This window comes from Nonomuraea angiospora, from assembly GCF_014873145.1.
GTDB classification, from domain to species: domain Bacteria; phylum Actinomycetota; class Actinomycetes; order Streptosporangiales; family Streptosporangiaceae; genus Nonomuraea; species Nonomuraea angiospora.
The window spans coordinates 10,097,328-10,115,254 of sequence record NZ_JADBEK010000001.1 but is presented as its reverse complement, the minus strand read 5'-3'; the positions used below and the strand labels follow the sequence as shown (position 1 = coordinate 10,115,254).

Annotated in this window: 17 protein-coding genes; 5 read left to right on the top strand and 12 right to left on the bottom strand. The window is 69.9% G+C overall.

Annotated elements, in window-relative coordinates:
* Positions 1-20: 20 nt before the first annotated feature.
* Complete coding sequence (gene metE / locus H4W80_RS46680; RefSeq protein WP_192790931.1) at positions 21-2,171, top strand: 5-methyltetrahydropteroyltriglutamate--homocysteine S-methyltransferase; 2,151 nt, start codon at positions 21-23, stop codon at positions 2,169-2,171.
* 15 nt (positions 2,172-2,186) lie between these two features.
* Here the strand turns inward: metE and H4W80_RS46675 are convergent, their stop codons facing one another.
* On the bottom strand, positions 2,187-2,741 hold the full coding sequence (locus H4W80_RS46675; protein WP_225964044.1) for a GNAT family N-acetyltransferase: 555 nt from the start codon (positions 2,739-2,741) through the stop codon (positions 2,187-2,189).
* A gap of 250 nt (positions 2,742-2,991) precedes the next feature.
* Between H4W80_RS46675 and H4W80_RS46670 the strand changes: the two genes are divergently transcribed.
* The 3 genes from H4W80_RS46670 to H4W80_RS46660 all read left to right on the top strand — a co-directional run bounded on the left by H4W80_RS46670 (position 2,992) and on the right by H4W80_RS46660 (position 4,817).
* On the top strand, positions 2,992-3,363 hold the full coding sequence (locus H4W80_RS46670; RefSeq protein ID WP_192790930.1) for a hypothetical protein: 372 nt from the start codon (positions 2,992-2,994) through the stop codon (positions 3,361-3,363).
* A 174-nt stretch (positions 3,364-3,537) separates the two neighbouring features.
* Positions 3,538-3,927: a VOC family protein gene (locus H4W80_RS46665; protein WP_192790929.1), complete on the top strand. Its 390-nt coding sequence runs from the start codon at positions 3,538-3,540 to the stop codon at positions 3,925-3,927.
* 53 nt (positions 3,928-3,980) lie between these two features.
* The gene (locus H4W80_RS46660; RefSeq protein WP_192790928.1) at positions 3,981-4,817 is read left to right on the top strand and encodes an alpha/beta fold hydrolase; all 837 of its coding nucleotides are present in this window, start codon (positions 3,981-3,983) and stop codon (positions 4,815-4,817) included.
* A gap of 345 nt (positions 4,818-5,162) precedes the next feature.
* Here the strand turns inward: H4W80_RS46660 and H4W80_RS46655 are convergent, their stop codons facing one another.
* The 7 genes from H4W80_RS46655 to H4W80_RS46625 form a co-directional block, all read right to left on the bottom strand.
* Positions 5,163-5,699, bottom strand: coding sequence for a GNAT family N-acetyltransferase (locus tag H4W80_RS46655; protein WP_192790927.1), 537 nt, complete (start codon positions 5,697-5,699; stop codon positions 5,163-5,165).
* A gap of 1,098 nt (positions 5,700-6,797) precedes the next feature.
* Positions 6,798-7,643 carry a phosphotransferase family protein gene (locus tag H4W80_RS46650; protein WP_192790926.1) on the bottom strand — a complete coding sequence of 282 codons (846 nt, stop codon included), beginning with the start codon at positions 7,641-7,643 and terminating at the stop codon, positions 6,798-6,800.
* Between the two features lie 23 nt (positions 7,644-7,666).
* Entirely contained in the window at positions 7,667-8,584 is a 918-nt protein-coding gene (locus H4W80_RS46645; RefSeq protein WP_192790925.1) for a carbohydrate ABC transporter permease, read from the bottom strand.
* Positions 8,584-9,495: a carbohydrate ABC transporter permease gene (locus H4W80_RS46640; RefSeq protein ID WP_192790924.1), complete on the bottom strand. Its 912-nt coding sequence runs from the start codon at positions 9,493-9,495 to the stop codon at positions 8,584-8,586. The genes H4W80_RS46645 and H4W80_RS46640 overlap by 1 nt, the downstream gene beginning before the upstream one ends.
* A complete protein-coding gene (ngcE, locus tag H4W80_RS46635; RefSeq protein ID WP_192790923.1) occupies positions 9,495-10,907 on the bottom strand; it encodes an N-acetylglucosamine/diacetylchitobiose ABC transporter substrate-binding protein in 1,413 nt (470 codons plus the stop codon). Before ngcE ends, H4W80_RS46640 begins: the two co-directional genes overlap by 1 nt.
* 20 nt (positions 10,908-10,927) lie before the next feature.
* The gene (locus H4W80_RS46630; protein WP_192790922.1) at positions 10,928-11,662 is read right to left on the bottom strand and encodes a sugar isomerase domain-containing protein; all 735 of its coding nucleotides are present in this window, start codon (positions 11,660-11,662) and stop codon (positions 10,928-10,930) included.
* A complete protein-coding gene (locus H4W80_RS46625; RefSeq protein WP_192790921.1) occupies positions 11,663-12,532 on the bottom strand; it encodes a MurR/RpiR family transcriptional regulator in 870 nt (289 codons plus the stop codon).
* Positions 12,533-12,611: 79 nt separating this feature from the next.
* On the opposite strand from H4W80_RS46625, the gene H4W80_RS46620 reads away from it, so the two are divergent.
* Entirely contained in the window at positions 12,612-13,586 is a 975-nt protein-coding gene (locus H4W80_RS46620) for an N-acetylglucosamine kinase (protein ID WP_192790920.1), read from the top strand.
* Here H4W80_RS46620 and H4W80_RS46615 read toward each other — a convergent pair.
* Genes H4W80_RS46615 through H4W80_RS46600 form a run of 4 tightly spaced genes read right to left on the bottom strand, consistent with a single transcriptional unit; the run spans position 13,576 to position 17,887 of the window.
* Positions 13,576-14,394 (bottom strand): carbohydrate ABC transporter permease, encoded by an 819-nt coding sequence (locus H4W80_RS46615; RefSeq protein ID WP_318787376.1) that lies wholly within the window; start codon positions 14,392-14,394, stop codon positions 13,576-13,578. The two genes, H4W80_RS46620 and H4W80_RS46615, sit on opposite strands and share 11 nt — an antisense overlap.
* The gene (locus H4W80_RS46610) at positions 14,391-15,272 is read right to left on the bottom strand and encodes a carbohydrate ABC transporter permease (protein ID WP_192790919.1); all 882 of its coding nucleotides are present in this window, start codon (positions 15,270-15,272) and stop codon (positions 14,391-14,393) included. Before H4W80_RS46610 ends, H4W80_RS46615 begins: the two co-directional genes overlap by 4 nt.
* Positions 15,273-16,520, bottom strand: a complete 1,248-nt coding sequence (locus tag H4W80_RS46605; protein ID WP_192790918.1) for an extracellular solute-binding protein — start codon at positions 16,518-16,520, stop codon at positions 15,273-15,275.
* 11 nt (positions 16,521-16,531) lie between these two features.
* Positions 16,532-17,887, bottom strand: coding sequence for a cellulose binding domain-containing protein (locus H4W80_RS46600; RefSeq protein ID WP_192790917.1), 1,356 nt, complete (start codon positions 17,885-17,887; stop codon positions 16,532-16,534).
* Positions 17,888-17,927 lie beyond the last annotated feature (40 nt).

The window sequence follows — 17,927 nt, the reverse complement described above, 5'->3', positions numbered from 1 at the left end:
CGAGATCAAGGGAGCCAGACATGTCCCCATTCCCCAAGTCCACCGTCCTCGGATATCCGAGGATCGGGCCGCGGCGGGAGCTGAAGCGGGCGCTGGAGTCGTACTGGGACGGGCGGTCGAGCCGGGCGGAGCTCGAACGGGTGGGGGCCGAGATCAGGGAGCGGACCTGGCACAGGCTGGCCGAGCTGGGGCTGGAAGGGCTGCCGTCCAACACGTTCTCGCTGTACGACCAGGTGCTGGACACGGCGGTGCTGCTGGGCGCGGTGCCCGCGCGCTACCGCGAGGCCGGCGACCCCTACTTCGCGATGGCCAGGGGCACCGAGGGGCTGGCGCCGCTGCGGATGACGAAGTGGTTCGACACGAACTACCACTACATCGTGCCGGAGATCGGCCCCGACACCGTGTTCAAGCTGGACGCGGCCAAGCCGCTCTCCGAGGTGCGCGAGGCGCGGGCGCTGGGGTACGAGACGCGGCCCGTCGTGGTGGGGCCGGTGACGTTCCTGCTGCTGGGGTCGGCGCTGGACCGGCTGGACGACGTGCTGGCCTGCTACGAGGAGCTGCTGTCCGCGCTGGCCGCCGAGGGGGTCTCGTGGGTCCAGCTCGACGAGCCCGCGCTGGTCGGCGACCGGACCGCCGAAGAGCTGGCCACCGTGCGCGCCGCCTACTCCCGGCTCGGCTCCCTGACCACCCGGCCGGGGCTCTTCGTGGCCTCCTACTTCGGCGACCTCGGGGAGGCCCTCCCGGTCCTGGCCGAGACCCCGGTGGAGGCCATCGGCATCGACCTCGTCCGCGGCGCCGTGCCCGTGCTCGACCTGACCGGCAAGACCGTGGTGGCGGGCGTGGTGTCCGGGCGCGACGTGTGGCGTACCTCGCCCGGTCGCGCCCTGGCCGCCCTGGGCGCCGTACGCGCCTCGGAGGTGGTGGTCAGCACGTCGTGCTCGCTGCTGCACGTCCCCTACGACGTGGAGGCCGAGCCAGAGCTGGACCCCGCGTTGAAGGGGCGGCTGGCGTTCGCCGAGCAGAAGGTGGCGGAGGTGGTGGCGCTCGCGCGGTCCCCGCTGCGGGACGCTCCGCACGCCGCGCCCTCCGTGGCGCTGCCGGCGCCCGTGGTGCCGGAGGAGCGCAGCCCGTACGCGGTGCGGGCGGCGGCGCAGGCCGAGCACCTGCGGCTGCCCGCGCTGCCGATCACCACGATCGGCTCGTTCCCGCAGACCGGCTCCCTGCGCGCCGCCCGTGCCGCGGTCGTCTCGGGCACGCTCTCCCAGGCCGACTACGAGCGGCAGGTCGAGGCCGAGATCGAGCACGTCATCCGGCTCCAGGAACGCCTCGGGCTCGACGTCCTCGTCCACGGCGAGCCGGAGCGCAACGACATGGTGCAGTACTTCGCCGAGCACCTCGACGGGTTCGCCGTCACCAGGAACGGCTGGGTCCAGTCGTACGGCTCCCGCTGCACCCGCCCGCCGATCCTGCACGGGGACGTCGGCCGCCCGTCGCCGATCACGGTGCGGTGGGCCACGTACGCGCAGTCGCTCACGGACAAGCCGGTCAAGGGCATGCTCACCGGCCCCGTCACCATCGTGGCCTGGTCCTTCGTCCGCGACGACCTGCCGCTGCGCGACGTCGTGTTCCAGGTGGCGGACGCCGTCCGGGAGGAGGTCCGCGACCTGGAGGCGGCCGGTGTGTCGGTCATCCAGGTGGACGAACCCGCCCTCCGCGAGCTGCTCCCGCTGCGGCGGGCCGCGCAGGCCGACTACCTGGAGTGGGCGGTGGCCGCCTACCGCCGGGCCACGTCGGGGGCCGGCGACCGCACGCAGATCCACACGCACCTGTGCTACTCGGACGCCGACCAGATCCTGGCCGCCATCGACGGCCTGGACGCCGACGTGACCACCATCGAGTCGGCCCGCTCGGGCGCGCGCATCCTGGGCACCGTCGGGACCTTCGGGCGGGGGCTCGGGCCCGGCGTCTACGACATCCACTCGCCGCGGGTGCCCGCCGCCTCGGAGGTCGAGGACCTGCTGCGCCGGACGCTGGCGGCGCTGCCGGTGGAGCGGGTCTGGGTCAACCCGGACTGCGGGCTGAAGACCCGGACGTACGAGGAGGTGGAGGCGTCACTGGCGAACGTGGTCACGGCCACCCGCCGGGTCCGAGCGGACCTTCACGCTCTCTGAGAGGCGTGGCGTCCTTCAGGAGACGTGGCGTTCGGTGAACTCCTCGATCGTCATCCCGAACAGGACCTCGTCGTCGTAACGGCCGTCGGCGTAGTGGCTCCTGCGCCGGCGGCCCTCCTCGACGAACCCCAGCCGCCGGTGCAGCGCCAGCGACGCCTCGTTGGTGCCGTAGACCCCCGCCTCGGCCTTCTGGAAGCGGCGCTCGAAGAACATGTATCTCAGGAGCAGGACGACGGCGTCACCGGCGTACCCCTTGCGGTGGTGGGGCGTGCCGATGCCGATCCCGTACGCGAAGGTGCCGTGCACCCGGTCGACGCTGTGCGTGTTCAGCATGCCGACCGGGGTGTTCCCTTCCCGGGTGGCGATCACCAGGCGTACGTCGTCCAGGTCCTGGGTCCGCTCGGCCAGCTCGACGGCCCACTTCCTGGCCCGCGCCGCCGACTGCGGCGGGTGGAGATGCTCCCCGCTCCTGACCGCGTCGGAGTATTCGTTGAAGGAGTGGAACGTCTCCCAGTCCTCGGGCTCGATGGCGCGCAACCGGACGAGCCGGCCTACCCATGCCGACGTCATGCCCGGCAGCAAACCACGCCCCCGCAGCCCACGGCCAACGGTTTTCCCGGCAGGCGCGCGTCACGGCTGCGGATCACCACCCGGCACCTCATTTCGGAGCCGCCTGGCTCAACGGTCATAAGATCGTCGGTGGTCAAGTGCTCCGTGACGGGGATCAACTGCGGATGGGATACGCGGAGCTGCGATTCGTCCAGCCTGCCGCGGCGGGGGCCCGTCGGCAGGTTACGAGTTCGGGGACGTACGCGGGCCGGTGAACGCGGGAAGCGGCATCCAGTACGTGGGCGGACATCACCAGACCGCCAGGCGGGACATCCACGGCGTCGCGGGACACCAGCTCGCCGGCCAGGGCCTCCACGCCGACCTAGAGGCCATCAGGAGCGCACTGGACGAGCTGAGACTGTCCGCGGCCGAGCGCCAGAGCGCGGAGCGCGAACTGTCGGCGGTCGAGGACGCGGTAGGAGGAGAGACACCCGACAGGGAGCAGGCCGGTCACCACCTCCAGGAGCTCACCTCGGGGCTGGAACGCGCCGGAGCCGGCGCCACGTTGATCGACGCCCTGGGCCGCATCGCCCAGTGGCTCGGCCCGCTGGGCGCCGGAGTGCTCACCCTCTTCGGCCACTGACGCCTGAGCATCCAGCCGTCCAGCCGTCCGGCCGTGCGGGCGCGGCGAATCCGTGCAGGGGGTGGGCCGTGCCGCCCGGCTGGGAGCACGTTCGGACTCGCCGAAGTGCGGATGCCCCTCGCCCCCGGCAGGACCCTGTCCCGGGGATGACACCCGTCCAGGAGGATGGGTGTCATGACGCACTACAGCAGGCTCTACAAGGTCGTGATCGATGTCCCGGAGGGCGATCACGACAAGGAAGTGACGTTCTGGCAGGAGGCGACCGGTCAGACGCTGACCCGGTTCGAGCGGTACCCGGAGTACCACGGCGCTTCCTTGCCCGGTGACGTCTTCGCCCTGCTCGTCCAGCGACTCGGGACGGGCCCCGCGCGGGTCCACCTCGACATCCACACCGACGACCTGGAGGCGGAGACCGCGCGCCTGGAGGCCCTCGGTGCCCGGCGCCTGCGGCTGGTCAACGACCATTGGTGCGTCATGGAGGACCCCGCCGGGCTGCCCTTCTGCGTCATCCCTCAGCCGCCGGGCTCCCTGAACGACCAGAACGCCCAGCGCTGGGACGGCTGACACCGCCTTGGGGGTCAGGTTGCCGTGAACGTCGACCATGAAAGGGTGATGAGATGATCGAGCTCGACGTCCCGGCGGGTGGCGGCCGCACGCTGCACGTCTACGACACCGCCCCGGAGCAGAGCGGGCGGTTGCCTGTCATGTGGCATCACGGCACACCCAACGTGGGGGCGCCTCCGGAGCCGCTCTTCACCGCGGCCGCCGAGCTGGGGTTGCGCTGGGTGTCATTCGATCGGCCGGGCTACGGCGGCTCCAGCGTCGCGCCAGGGCGCACGATCGCGTCGGTCGCCGCTGACGCGGCAACGGTCGCGGACGCGCTCGGCATCGATCGGTTCGCCGTCGCGGGGTACTCCGGCGGCGGGTCTTATGCTCTCGGATGCGCGGCGGTTCTGGGTGGTCGCGTCCAGGCCGTGCTGGGCCTGGCCGCCATCGCCCCGTACGGCGCGGCCGGACTGGACTGGTTCGCCGGGATGATTCCGTCAGGCGTGGCCGCGCTGAGGGCAGCAGTGGAGGGCCGAGAGGCGAGGGCGGCGCTGCAGGCGTCGGACTTCATCTACGATTGCGAGTTCACCGAGGCCGATCTGGCCTTGTTCGAGGGGCCGTGGGGATGGCTGGGGAAGGTCGGGAAGCCGGCTCTCGCCGCCGGTCCGTACGGCCAGATCGACGACGACGTCTCCTACACCCTTCCCTGGGGCTGCGATCCCGGCACTGTCGACGCCCCGGTCCTCCTCCTGCACGGCACCGGCGACCGGATCATCCCCGCCGGTCACGGGTCGTGGCTGGCCGCCCATTGCCCTACCGCCGAGCTGCGGCTCTGCGAGGGCGACAGCCACTTCACCATCGTCACCCATGCCGAACGAGGTCTGGAGTGGCTTCGCCGGCAGATCTGACGTCCGGTCGGCGGCACGGTTGTCGCGTCCGTCATCGAAGACCAGCGGGATGTCCGCCGACTTGGTCCCGGCGGCATCTTCACCCGTTGCAGGCCCAGGCCGATCGCGAACGTCGACTCCGCTATTCGCCTGGCCCACCAGCGCCGCCGCCAGTCCGCGGAGAAAGCCGCCCTGGGTCGTCCCCATCGAGCCGGCAGACCACGGCCACGGACGCCCCCGTTGCGGCCCGGTGGGGTGCGGCGTCAACCGCCTCCAGAGGCCGTGGCCGCGAGACACGACGAGCTCGCCATCCGCTACGAGGCGACCGTCCTCGGCGCCGCCATCGACGAACGGCTGTGCCCAACGTCAGTCACCGAGAACAATCCAGTAGCGGCGCTTGACCCCGATCTCGGTGCTGCGCACGTCTTCCAGGACACCGCCGTTGCCTTCGATGGTGCGCGCCGAAGCGACGTTGCCGTCGTCACAGGTGAGAAGGACCCGGTCCAGACCGAGCGCCGGCGCCTTGAGCAGCACCGCTCCCAGCGCCCACGTGGCCAGTCCCCGCCTTCTGGCAGAAGGCCGGATGCTGTAGCCGATGTGCCCGCCGCCTTCCAGCAGAAAGGCGTTCAGATAGTGGCGGAGGTCGATGGCTCCGAGGTAGGTCTCGCCGTCGACGATCCACCAGTGGGTGGCGTGGACGCGTCCTTCCCCGACGGGCAGCGACCGGTCTGACTGCCGGCGCAGCCGCTCGACCCATGAGGCGAACCCTTCCGGACTGTCGAGGTCATCGTCAGCGACCAGCCGCAAGCCGGCCCCGTCCTGGTGAGCACCGGGCGGCCACTCGTCACGCGCGGTGAGCCACGAGGAATGGAGCCGCCCCGTGGGAGCGATCAGTTCGATCATGCGATGGACGATAACATCCCAATCTGCCACATGATCAGGCACTTTGTGCTGGATCGAGCTCCTGGGGCGAGTCGGCCTTGAACCTGTGTCAACAGGTCTTCGTCCAGCACGCCGGTACGCCCTTCGAGGGCGGACTTCGGCAAGGGCTGCACGGCCGGGACCCTGATCCAGCATTTCTTGACAGCTCCACCCTGGCCTTTGGCAAGTTGCACGTGACGAGATAGACGCCTCCGACGATGTAGGGCCCGGGCACCTACTCCTCCAGGAGGCGACGGATCGCCTCCGCCCGATGCTCGGCGAGGTGACGGATCTCTTCCTCGAGATCCTCGATGCCGCCAGGCTCGTCGTCAGGCAGCGGATTACGCTCGGCCCACCGGCGGAGGCGAGCCAGCCCGGAGTGAGATCACACAACTGGCCCGCTGAGAGTCGCCCGTGGTCGGCCAGAACGGCCTGCATGATCACGGCGAACTCGACGCTCACCACCGTCCGAGGAACATCGACCAGGTGAATGGTCCACTCACGACGACCGGCGAAAGGGTCCGCACTCTCATCAAGGAGGATCACGCCCGCCTCACGAAGGTCACGCTCGACCTCGACCAGACGGAAGCTCCGAGGACCGCCAGGGTTCCAACGCCATTCGAGGCCGGAGCCGGCGGGCAATCCCTGCTCGACGGCGCGGAGATCGGCCAGTTAGAGGAGATGGGAGAGCTTGGTGCGGCTCACACGCGTGCCGGTCGCCCGGGCAGTCGCCAGCAGATAGGCGACTGCCGCCGCGGAGCCACGAAGGGGCACAGGGGCCGACACGATGTCCGGTGTAGGCATCGGGTGCGCGTCACCATCGGCGCGGCCGAGGTCCGAACTTTCCTCTTCCGCGCGGCGCCCCTTCAAACGAATCTCGTACCGCTGTTCGGCAAGCGAGACGGCCTTGGCCCGACTGGGGGGAGACGACTGAGGTCCCTGAGCGCGAAGCGCCCCAGGCGAAGACCGTGCGCGCCGCGCCTCCAAGGCGAACAGCCCGAGCGGAGCGAGGACCGCTCGGGGCGGGCTCCAGCAGGGCCACCCGGTAACCGGGCAACGGGCGGGTGGCCCTTGCGCGACCTACCCGAAGGTCCAGGCCAGGTGGGTCAGGGCGGCCTCGGCGTAGTGGTGGGGGCCGGTGCTCAGGCCGTACGCCAGGTCCTCGATGAGTGCGCACCTCGCGTAGAAGAGGACCCGCGCGCGGGCCGCCTCGTCCAGGGTGAAGGCGTAGCGCGACACCGTCAGCTCGAAGACCTCCGGTCCCAGGTCGCGGAAGATCCGGGCGAAGTCGTGGGCGGGGTCGGTGATGGCGGCGTCGGTCCAGTCGATGACGCCGGTGATCGTGCCGGTGGCCGCGTCCGCCAGCAGGTGCTCTGCGCCCAGGTCGTTGTGGCAGAAGCGGAGCTCGGTGGGCTCGTCCGGCGGCGGCTCCCGCAGGAAGCGCTCCACCAGGTGGCGCTGTTCTTCCGGGACGTGGGCCTCGACGTCGCGGTAGTCGAGCTCGGCGTCCTGGAGGAGGTCCAGCGCCGGATAGGTGTCCACCGGTGCGAGGTCGCGCATCCTGTCAGGGGAGGCGCCGTGCAGGGCGCTGAGGAGTTCGGCCAGGGGCCGGGCCAGGAGCCGGGGGTCGTCCACGGGGTGGCGGTTGAGGGGCTCGCCCGGGAGCTTGCTGTAGGCGATCACCCCCGACTCCTCGTCGGCGAAGACCACCTCGGGGACCGGCAGCGGGGACAACTCCCTGACGGCCGCCAGGCGGGCGACCTCCTGGCGGGTCTCCTCGGGGGTCGCCGCCTTGTTACGCCGTACCAGTAATTCGTTGTTGACCTCGTACACCCTGTTGTCGAGGCCCTGGCCCAGCCGATCGACGGAGCGCACCCGGTAGTCGGGGAGATGACGGGCCAGCAGCGCGCGGATTTCTCCAGTCACACCCGCAGCCTAAGCCCCAGCGGCTACTTGAGGGCGCCGGATGTCAGACCGCTCTGGATCTGGCGCTGGAAGACCGTGTAGACCACCAGCATCGGCAGGATCGCCAGGGTCAGGGCGGCGAAGAGGGCGGACCAGTCCTGGTCGTATCCGGCGGCGGTGGAAATATCGGCGATTCCCATGGTGAGGACCCATTTGTCGCGCTCCTGCAGCAGCACCAGAGGCAGCTGGTACTGGTTCCACTGGCCCAGGATGTTGAAGATCGTGATGCTGATGATGCCCGGCTTGGCCATCGGCAGCATGATCTGGAAGAAGACGCGGGTGTGCGACGCGCCGTCCACCATGGCGGCCTCCCCCACCGCCGTGGGCAGCGTGCGGAAGAACGCCGACAGGAAGAAGACCGTGAACGGCATCGAGTACGCGATGTAGACCAGGACCAGTCCCGCGTGCGTGTTCAGGCCGATGAAGGGGCCGATGAGCGGCACGTTGCCCATGTTCTGGACGACGAAGAAGAGCGGGGTCAGGGCCAGGTAGACGGGAAAGGCCAGGCCCGAGACGAAGAGCAGGTAGATCGCCCGGTTGCCGCGGAAGGGGTAACGCGCCAGCACGTACGCCGCCATCGACCCGATGAGCATCGTGCCGAACGTACTGAACGACACGACGATGACGCTGTTGAGCATGTACTGCCCGATGTGCGCCTGCTCCCAGGCCCTGGCGAAGTTGTCCCAGTGCAGCGTGGCCGGCAGCGACCAGGCGTCACCGAAGATCTCGTCCTCGCTCTTGACCGAGGCCAGGAACGTCCACAGGATCGGCACGATCACCAGCAGCGACCAGACCAGCAGCGCGACGTGCGTCAGCACGCCCAGCGGGCCGAGCCGGCGCCGGCGCTCCTGGCGGGCGAGCCTCCGGGAGGTGGCCACCGTCCACGAGATCATCGTTGTCATCAGTACTCGATTCGTTCGCGCCGCGAGAGGCGCAGCGAGAGGATCGCGAAGCCGACGGTGAAGAAGAACATGATCACGCCCAGCGCCGAGGCATAGCCGAAGCGGAAGTACTGGAAGGCGTTGCGGTAGATCTCGGCGGCCATGACCGTGGTCGACCAGTCGGGGCCGCCGTGCTGGTCGGTCATCACCCAGACGATCGCGAACACGTCCAGCGCCAGGATCCCCAGATAGACCCAGGCCACCTGCACGGTGTCCCAGAGCAGCGGCAGCGTGATGCGGAAGAACAGGCTCACCCGGCCGGCCCCGTCGATCTGCGCGGCCTCGAACATGTCCCTGGGGATGGAGGCCAGGCCGGCGGAGAAGAGCACCACGTAGAAGCCGACCGCCTGCCACACCATGACGCCCAGCACCGACCAGAACGCCACGTCCGGATCGGACAGGAAGCCGATCGGCCTGACCCCGAGCGCCATCAGCGGGCCGTTGAGCATGCCGCTGCCGTCCGGCCGGAACACCTGCTGGAACAGCACCGCCACCACCGCGACGGCCAGGACCTGGGGGAAGAAGAACACCACGCGGTAGAACTTCGACCCGCGGATCCCCGACGTGCCCTGCGCGCCGCCCACGTTGAGGAGGAAGGCGAAGAACAGGGCGATGACGATCGTGATCAGCGGCAGCAGCACGAGCAGCGCGCCGTTGTGCGTGACGGCCTTCCAGAACGTGCCGTCGCTGAAGAGCCGCTTGAAGTTGTCCAGGCCGATGAACGTGGGCGTGGCCGTCACGCCGCGCCAGTCGGTCATCGCGATGTAGAAAGCCTGGATGTACGGCGAGATCACGTAGACCAGGTAGAGGATCACCGGGGCTGCCAGGAACGAGGTGATGAACAGCCCGCGGCGATACCTGTTGAAGATCATCAACGCTTGTACTTCTTGATCGAGGAGTCGTTCTTGATCTCGTCGGCCTTCTTCTGCAGGCGCTCGAGGTAGGCGTCCGGCTTGAGCCCGCCGGTCATCAGCTCGCCGGTGGCGGCGATGGCCTCGTCCTTGAGCTGGGCGTACCAGGTCTGCCAGCGGTAGTAGACGACGTTCGTGCCCGCGGCGGCGAACGCCTTGGTCGCACTCTCGGCGCCCGGCGACAGCTGCCGCCCCTCGCCCGCGCCCTTGACCACGGAGACCGTCTTGACCAGCTCGCTGAAGTCGCCCGCCGCCTTCTTCGACAGCATGGCCCGCAGGTACTCCATGCCGCCCTGCGGGTTGGGGGACTTGGAGGGCACGATGAAGTTCTCGCTCGGCTGGCTGTGCAGGGTGCCGTACGGCAGCTTGTCGGAGCTGCCGAAGTCGGGGATCGGGAACATCCCGTACTCGAAGTCGGCCGGGGTGGTCGTCTTCTGCTCGTTCTCCAGCCAGGAGCCGGAGGGCAGCATGGCGACCTTGTACTTGTTCTGGGCCGTCTGGGTCTGCACGTGGTCGAGGCCGGCGGTGCCCTCCATGAGGTACTTGGCGCCGATCTCGGCCCAGGCGGTGGTCGAGGTCTTCATGGCCTCGCTCTTCCAGGCGCCGTCCTCGAGGTTGTCGATGTTGACGAGCACCTCGGCGCCACCGATCTTGGCGGCCATGGTGAGCAGCGGCTCGTACAGGTACTGCGGGAACTTCCCGGCATAGGTGAAGGGCGCCATCTTGCCGGACTTCTTGATGGTCTCGCAGAGCTTGAGGAACTCGTCCCAGGTCTTCGGGGCCTCCCAGCCGTTCTCCCGGAAGGCCTTCTGCGAGTACCAGATGCCGAAGATGTAGTTGACGTAGCCGAGCACGCTGAAGGTGCCGTCGTACGTGCCGAGGTCGATGACGGCCTGGTCGATGGTGTCGCGGACCTTGGTGTTCGGGTCGTCCCAGCTGGGCGCGTCGAGCAGCGGGGTGAGGTCCTGGAGCTGGCCGTCCTGGGCGAGCGCGCCGAAGTCCATGGCGTTGGCGCCGGAGTTGTCGATCACGTCCGGCGGGTTGCCGCCGGCGAAGCGCGGCTGGAGGACCTTGGTGACCTCCTTGGTCGCGTTGTGCTTGATCTCGACGTTCGGGTGCTTGGCCTTGAAGAGCGGCTGGTGGATGTTCTTGGCGTAGTCCTGGCCGAAGCCGCCGTCGAAGATCCACACCTCCAGCGGCTTGTTGTCCGCCATGCCGAACGGGTTGGCCGCGCTCGTCGCGACCGGCGCCGCCGAGGACGACGCGGTGGGCTTGGCGGCCGGCGTGGCGCAGGCCGCCAGAGCCCCGGCCACGGGTACGAGTGCGGCGCCGCGAAGGAGCTCACGCCGGCTGATATGGGGGGTGTTAGGCATATGACTTGCTCCTGACTTGTCTAAGATCCGCGTCGGATCCGGCCTGCGTAGCGGCTCTCCAGGGCCTTGTTGTGCTCGTCGCCGCCGGTCACGTTGACCGACATGTAGATCGGGGGCGTCTCGCCCATCGCCACGAGCTCGTCCACCGCCCGGGTGACCACCATCTGCGCGAGCAGCGCCGAGGTGACCGTGGACACGGCTCCGTACGTGCCGCCGCCGGGCAACTCGAGGATGGCGTCGCCGTACGGCGCGCCGTTGTCCAGCACGACGTCGGCCAGGTCGAGCAGCTTGCGGCCCGACGGGTGGCGCGAGGTCATCCGCGTGCTGTGCTTGACCGAGGTGAGCGCGATCAGCGGGTGCCCGCGCTCCTTGACGAGCGTGGCCAGCTCGACGACCGTGCCGTTCACGCCGGAGCTGGAGATCAGCACGAACACGTCCTGCGGGGCCACCGGCGCCAGGTCGTAGATCTCGTGCGCGATGGCCGGGTCGCGCTCCAGCTCGGAGGTCAGCACGCCGGGCGGGTGGCCCCCGTACAGGACGAGGTCCCTGGGCGAGAGGCGGTTGCTGGGGACGAGGCCGCCGGCCCGTCCGGCGATCTCCATGGCGATGGCCTCGGAGTGCCCCGAGCCGAACGCGTTGACCACGCCGCCCGCCCGGATGGAGGCCACGAGCAGCGCGGCCGCCTCCCGTACCGGCTCGGCCTGGCTCTCCGTGACCTGGCGTGCCAGATCGAGGACCTCGGTTGCGTACGTCATTCAGCCTCTCTCCACCCGATGGCTCTCCACGGCGCTGATCGTGCGCTCGAACGCCTCGTTGGTGCGTTCGTAGGTGCGCTGGGCCACCGCCACGTACACGGCGTCCAGCACGAACAGCTGAGAATGCACGGCGGCCAGCCCGCCGAGCCGGAACGTGGTCTCCCTGCTGGCCGTGGTCAGCACCAGATCGGCCAGCTCGGCCAGCGGCGAGCGGGCGAAGGAGGTGACCGCGACCGTCAGCGCGCCGTGGCTGCCGGCCTCGGCCAGCGCCTCCATCACCTCGCGGGTGCGGCCCCGGTGGCTGATGCCGATGGCCACGTCGCCGTCCTTGAGCAGGGCCGCCTCCGACAGGGCCACGTGCGCGTCGCCGGCGCTCCAGCCGGGTACGCCGATGCGGCGCAGCCGGCCCTCGAACATGGCGGCGACGTTTCCGCTGGTGGAGACGCCGACGAGGAGCACGCGCGGCGCGGCCACGATCGCGTCGGCCACCTTGGCGACGACGTCGAGGTCGAGCTGCGCGGCGGTGTCCTGGATGAGCCTGGCGTCGGCGGCGGCCATCACCTCGATGGCCGAGTCGAGCGGGTCGTCGGGGCCGATCTCGTGGCCGACGCCCGCCCCCCAGCCCGCCTGCGCGGCCCGGCCGGTCTCGGTGGCCAGCGCGACGCGCAGCTCGGCGTACCCCGAGAAGCCGAACGCCCGGCAGAACCTCGTCACGGTCGCCGGTGAACTGCCGGCCCGCTCGGCGAGCGCGATGATGGTCGAGCGCGCGGCCTCGGCCGGATCGCCGAGAATCACCTCGCCGACCCTGCGCAATGCCTCCGGCAAACCGGGTAGTTCTGTTTCGACGCGCCCGAGCGCTCCTGAAGTCACGAATATTCCTTCCGAATACCCGGTCTTCTGGCGAAAATTATTCTTGCTTCCGGTCCGCGTCAACCCCCAGACTCGGACCGTGACTGAATCGCTAGTGGTCGGTGTCGACGCCGGAGCCACGTCCACGCGGGTCGCCGTACACGCGCTCGACGGCACCAGGGTCGGCTACGCCCGCGCCGGCGCGGGCAATCCCACTGCTCACGGGCTGGACAAGGCGGTGGCCAACGTGGCCGCCGCGCTCGCCGGGGCGCTGGGGGAGCATGACGGCCGGCGGGTCGTCGCGTCGCTGACCGGGGTGGCGGGGCAAGTGGCCGAGATGGTGCCCGAGGTGGCGAAGGTCTGGGCCGGGCACGGCATCGCGGAGGAGCCGCGCTACATGGGCGACACGCTGATCGCCTACGCTGCGGGCTCGCCGGAGCCCGCCGGCTCGCTGCTGCTGTCGGGCACGGGCGCGGTGGCGGCCAGGATCGTGGACTTCCGGCTCGACGCCGTCGCCGACGGGCTGGGCTGGCTGCTGGGCGACGAGGGGTCGGGCTTCTGGATCGGCCGCCGGGCCGTCATGGCGTTGATCGGGGCATTGGACCGCGGCATGCCGGTCCCGCCCGACGACCGCATCAAGGATGGCGGCGTGCTGGCCGAGCTCGTGGTGGAGCACTTCCTCGGCGACGACCGGCCCGCATCGCCGCGCGCCGCCGCCGACCGGATCGTGCGGCTGGCACAGGCCGACCACATGCGCCTGGCCGCACTGTCCTCCCTGGTCAGCCGGGCCGCCGCAGCAGGCGACGAGACAGCGCTGAAGATCACGCAGGATGCCGCCGACCATCTGGTCGCCACGCTCAGGCGAGTACACGTGTCCGGTCCGGTGGTGCTCGCCGGGAGCGTGCTGACCAGCGAGGGTCCGGTACGCCAGGCGGTGGTGGAGCTGCTGGCGGACCGGAACGTCACGACCGCGGGTGACGCGGCGGGCGCGGCGGCCTGGCTGGCGGCCCGGGACCTGCTCCCGGAGGGGGAGGCGAAGGCCCTGCACGCCGCGTTCACCGCCGTCAGCCCTTGACGGCCCCCGCCGTCATCCCGGTGCCGACCCTGCGCTGCAGGAACAGGAAGAGCAGCAGCGCGGGCAGCGCGAACAGGCTGGCGGCGGCCATCGTGGCGCCCCAGTCCGTGCCGAACACGTCGCGGAACGACGACAGCCACACCGGCAGCGTGCGCTTGTCCTGGTCCTTGATGATCAGCACGTTCACGAACGCGAACTCGTTCCACGCCGTGATGAACCCGAACAGCGACGTCGCCATCAGCCCGGGCGCCAGCAGCGGGAAGACCACCCGCCGGAAGGCGGCCAGGCGACCGCACCCGTCCACCTGCGCCGCCTCCTCCAGCTCCGGCGGGATCGCGGCCAGGAACCCGCGCAGCGTCACGATCGTGAACGGCAGCGTGATCATGAAGTAGACGCCGGTCAGCATCGCCAGCGAGTCCAGCAGCTCGGTGTCCCTGGCGATGATGAACACCGGCACCAGCAGCGCCTCCCACGGCGCCATCTGCGCCGCGAACACCGCGACCACGAACGCCCCTCTCCCCCGCCAGCGCATCCTGGCCACGGCGAACGCCGCCAGCAGCGCCGTCACCAGCGCGACCAGCACCGCGACCACGGTGACGACGAGGCTGTTGCGCCAGAAGGTCCAGAACCCCGGCGCGTTCACCGCCGTCGCGAAGTGCTCCAGGGTCGGGTGCGCCGGCCAGAACGTCGGCGTGGCCGCCTGGATCTCCCCGGTCGGCTTGAACGCGGTCAGGAACATCCAGTAGACAGGGAAGATCGTCATCACGAGCACGACGACCGCGGCCGCGTTGAGCGTCAGCCTCTTCACTGGCGGACCATCCTTCGCAGGTTGCTGACCAGGGCGACGGCCAGGATGACGACGGTGAGCATGGCGACCGCCGAGCCCAGGTCGTACCGGTGCAGCACCCGGGCGATCTTGAACGCGTACACCGGGAGGGTGGTCGTCGCGCCGTCCGGGCCGCCCTGGCTGAGCACCCAGATCTGCGGGAAGCACTTGGCCACCCAGATCACCTCCAGCGAGGCGACCAGGGCGAACAGCTGCCGCAGCATCGGCAGGGTGATCTTCCAGAAGACCTGCCGGCCGGTGCCACCGTCGATGCGGGCGGACTCGTACAGCTCCCCCGGAATGGTGGTCAGCCCGGCGTAGAGGGTGAGCGCGGCGAACGGCACCGACTGCCACACGACGAGGATCACGAGCACGGCGAACGTGGCCGTCCCGTCGGCGAACCACGGGTAGCCGCGGAAGGAGTCGAACCCGAGCATGACCAGCAGCCAGTTGACCACGCCGAGCTCCGACTGGAACAGCCACTGGAACACCGTCGTGGCCGCGATGATCGGGGTGGCCCAGGCCAGGGCGAGGGCGCTCATCAGGGCCAGGCGCAGGCCGCGGCGCAGGCGGGTGAGCATCAGCGCCACGCCCGTCGACAGGACCACGATCAGCACCACGTTGATCGCCGTCCACCCCAGAGTGCGCCACAGCACCCGCCAGAACTCCTCGCCGGCCAGCAGCTCGGCGTAGTTGTCCAGGCCGGCGAAGGCCGCGCCGCCCCTGATCAGCTCCCCCATGCGGAAGTGCTGGAAGGAGATCACCGCGGCCTTGAGCATCGGGTAGAGCAGGAGGAAGGCCCCACCCGCCACCGTGGGGGCGATGAGCAGGTAGGGCCACGGGCTCCTGGTGCCGCGCATTCAGGACCCGCTGTTCAGGGTCGTGGTGATGGACTCCGAGACCTTCTTCGCCTCCGTCGCGGGGTCGGCGCCGGTGAGCACGGCGGTCATGTACTGCTTGATCACGGAGGTGGCCTCGACGGCGGCCCAGTTGGGGGTGTTCGGGGTGGCGCGGCCGCCCGCGGCGCCCTTCGCCATGGCCGCGGTGCCCTCGTCGCCGGACAGCACGCCGGCCAGCGAGGTGCGGTTGGGCACGAAGCTCATCGCCTTGGCCAGCTCGGTCTGGAACTGCTCCCCGGCCAGGGCCCTGACCAGCTCGTACGCCGCCTCCTGGCGCTTGGACGCGGCCGGGATGATCAGGTCGGAGCCGCCCGTGAAGACGGTGCCGGGCCTGTCGGCCGTCTTGCCCGGGATGGGGAAGAAGCCCATCTTGCCCTTCAGCTTGCCGTCAACCTCCAGGACGCGGGCGGCGATGCCGGGGACGGCGATGATCTGGGCCACCTTGCCCTGGGCGAAGACCTCGTGCTGGGGCGGGTTGGCCTCGTCGGCGTCCTTGGGGCCCTTGCCGAGGGCCTGGAGGCGCTTGTAGAAGTCCATGCCGGCCAGGGCCTGCGGAGTGTCGAGGGCGCCCTTCCACTTGCCGCCCTCCTGGACGGCCAGGTCGCCGCCCTCGTCCCAGATGAAGCCGGCGAGCGCGTACCAGGTCTGCCCGGTCAGATAGATGCCCTGATTTCCGTTTTTATTTAGCTTTGCGGTGATATTTAGCCATTCGTCCCGCGTTTTCGGTGGCTCCTTGATGCCCGCTCCGGCGAACAGGTCCTTGTTGTAGACGACCACGCGGTTGGCGGCGTACCAGGGGATCCCGTACTGCTTGCCGTCGACCTTGCCCGGCTGGGCCAGGCCCGGCAGCCAGTCCTCGCCCTTGAGCTCGGCGATCTTGGCGGTCAGGTCCGTGACGCCGCCGCTGGCCGAGTACTGGGCGACCTGGGTGTTGCCCACCTCGATCACGTCAGGGGCGTCGGTGCTGGCCAGGGCCGCGGTGACGCGCTCACCGATGCCGTCCCACGCCTGGATCTGGATGTCGAGGTCCACGCCCTGGTGCGCCGCCTCGTACTCGGTCTCGAACTTCTTCAGCAGGTCCTGCGTGACGCTGCCGTCCATGATCCAGACGGTCAGCCTGGCGGGGCCCGCGGAGGCCGCGGGCTTCTCGGCGGCGCCGCACGCGGCCACCGCGAACACGGCCGCCAGGGCCAGGATGCGGTTCTTCATGGCGATCCTTGTCACGGGTTGGGGACGGTGTCCGTGAAGGAGGTGCCGGCGGCGCGCAGGGAGGCGACCCGGGCGGTGACGTCGGCGGGCGGGACGACCTCGTTCTTGCTGTAGTAGAGCCAGTCCACCTGCTGCCGGTACGTACGCGTCCCCGTGGCGCTCTGGAGATCGATGAACCACTGGTTGAACATGATCCACATGGGCGTCTCGGGATAGTAGACGTCACCGTGGTCGGCGAACAGGCGGCCGTCCACGTAGTACCTGATCCGGCCGCCGGAGACCTGGATCACGAGGTCGTGCCAGCCGGCGAAGCTCGCGCGCTCCTCGGTGTGGGTGTTGACGGCCTGCCAGGGGTCGGCCTGGTAGGTCTCCCAGCTGGTGGTGTAGAGGATGTTGGACGGCTCGCCCCAGCCGCCGTTCGGCAGGTACTCGAAGTCGAGCTCGCCGTAGTCGGGGTCCAGGTTGTAGCGCAGCGGGGTGATGGTGAAGAACGTCTGCACCACGTGCTCGCCGTCGGGGCCACCGGTCGGGGCGTCGCTGAAGCGGACGCGGGCGCCGTAGGTGCCCTCGAAGAACTTGCGGTTGGCGGTGGACAGCTCGGTCTGCACGGTGCCCGCGGCGGTGCCGTTCGTGGTGGAGTCGAGCGTCAGCAGGCCGCCGGGGAACGAGACCGCCGAGGGCGACCAGGTGGCGCCGGGCACGCCGGGGCCGCCGGAGCTGGAGCGCACCGTCCAGCCACGCTGGGCGAGGCGCGGGTCGCTCGACCCCGAGTACGTGAAGTCGTCGAACAGCACGCCCGCCGAGCCCGTCGGGGGAACCGTGGGCGTGGGAGTGGGGGTGGGCTCGGTGCCGTTCGGCCGCCCCCACGCGAGCCGGCCGTTGACGTGGACGGTGACCTTGTCCCAGTTCGTGTAGGCGGTGTTGGAGCCGTAGGAGTAGTCGTCGCTCTGCGTGAACGTCTGCCAGTCCGCGCGGTAGAAGCGCAGCTGCAGGTCGCCGGTGTTCGCGCCGGGGGCCAGGTTGCCAGAGGTGAAGCCGACCTCCAGGTACTGGTCGGCGCCCGACTGGCGGACGAACTGCCCGGTCACCGTCGAGCAGCCCACCACGGCCCAGGAGCAGGCGAAGCGGTAGGTCTCCGCGCCGGTCAGGTAGTAGCGGATCTTGACCTGGTCGAGCGGGATCGTGGTGGTGCCGTCGTTGAAGAGCTGGAGCCAGGGCTCGGCCTGGGCGGTGGTGGCTCCAGGGGCGCTGGTGCGGTACTGGAGGCGTACGGACTGCTGGGCGCTGGCCGGAGCGACCAGGGCCACGACGACGAGGACGAGAGGGAGAGCTAAGGAGAGAACAACTTTTCCGATATTTCGGTACATGGGGGGTTCTCCTTGCGAGGTGCGGCCCCGGATTCCGGGC

Excerpts from the sequence above, each read along its gene's own strand:
- H4W80_RS46665 (WP_192790929.1), top strand. The coding sequence starts at position 3,538 with ATGACGCACTACAGCAGGCTCTACAAGGTCGTGATCGATGTCCCGGAG.
- metE (WP_192790931.1), top strand. The coding sequence starts at position 21 with ATGTCCCCATTCCCCAAGTCCACCGTCCTCGGATATCCGAGGATCGGG.
- H4W80_RS46610 (WP_192790919.1), bottom strand. The coding sequence starts at position 15,272 with ATGCGCGGCACCAGGAGCCCGTGGCCCTACCTGCTCATCGCCCCCACG.
- H4W80_RS46605 (WP_192790918.1), bottom strand. The coding sequence starts at position 16,520 with ATGAAGAACCGCATCCTGGCCCTGGCGGCCGTGTTCGCGGTGGCCGCG.
- ngcE (WP_192790923.1), bottom strand. The coding sequence starts at position 10,907 with ATGCCTAACACCCCCCATATCAGCCGGCGTGAGCTCCTTCGCGGCGCC.
- H4W80_RS46640 (WP_192790924.1), bottom strand. The coding sequence starts at position 9,495 with ATGATCTTCAACAGGTATCGCCGCGGGCTGTTCATCACCTCGTTCCTG.
- H4W80_RS46655 (WP_192790927.1), bottom strand. The coding sequence starts at position 5,699 with ATGATCGAACTGATCGCTCCCACGGGGCGGCTCCATTCCTCGTGGCTC.
- H4W80_RS46645 (WP_192790925.1), bottom strand. The coding sequence starts at position 8,584 with ATGACAACGATGATCTCGTGGACGGTGGCCACCTCCCGGAGGCTCGCC.
- H4W80_RS46660 (WP_192790928.1), top strand. The coding sequence starts at position 3,981 with ATGATCGAGCTCGACGTCCCGGCGGGTGGCGGCCGCACGCTGCACGTC.
- H4W80_RS46600 (WP_192790917.1), bottom strand. The coding sequence starts at position 17,887 with ATGTACCGAAATATCGGAAAAGTTGTTCTCTCCTTAGCTCTCCCTCTC.
- H4W80_RS46675 (WP_225964044.1), bottom strand. The coding sequence starts at position 2,741 with ATGACGTCGGCATGGGTAGGCCGGCTCGTCCGGTTGCGCGCCATCGAG.
- H4W80_RS46630 (WP_192790922.1), bottom strand. The coding sequence starts at position 11,662 with ATGACGTACGCAACCGAGGTCCTCGATCTGGCACGCCAGGTCACGGAG.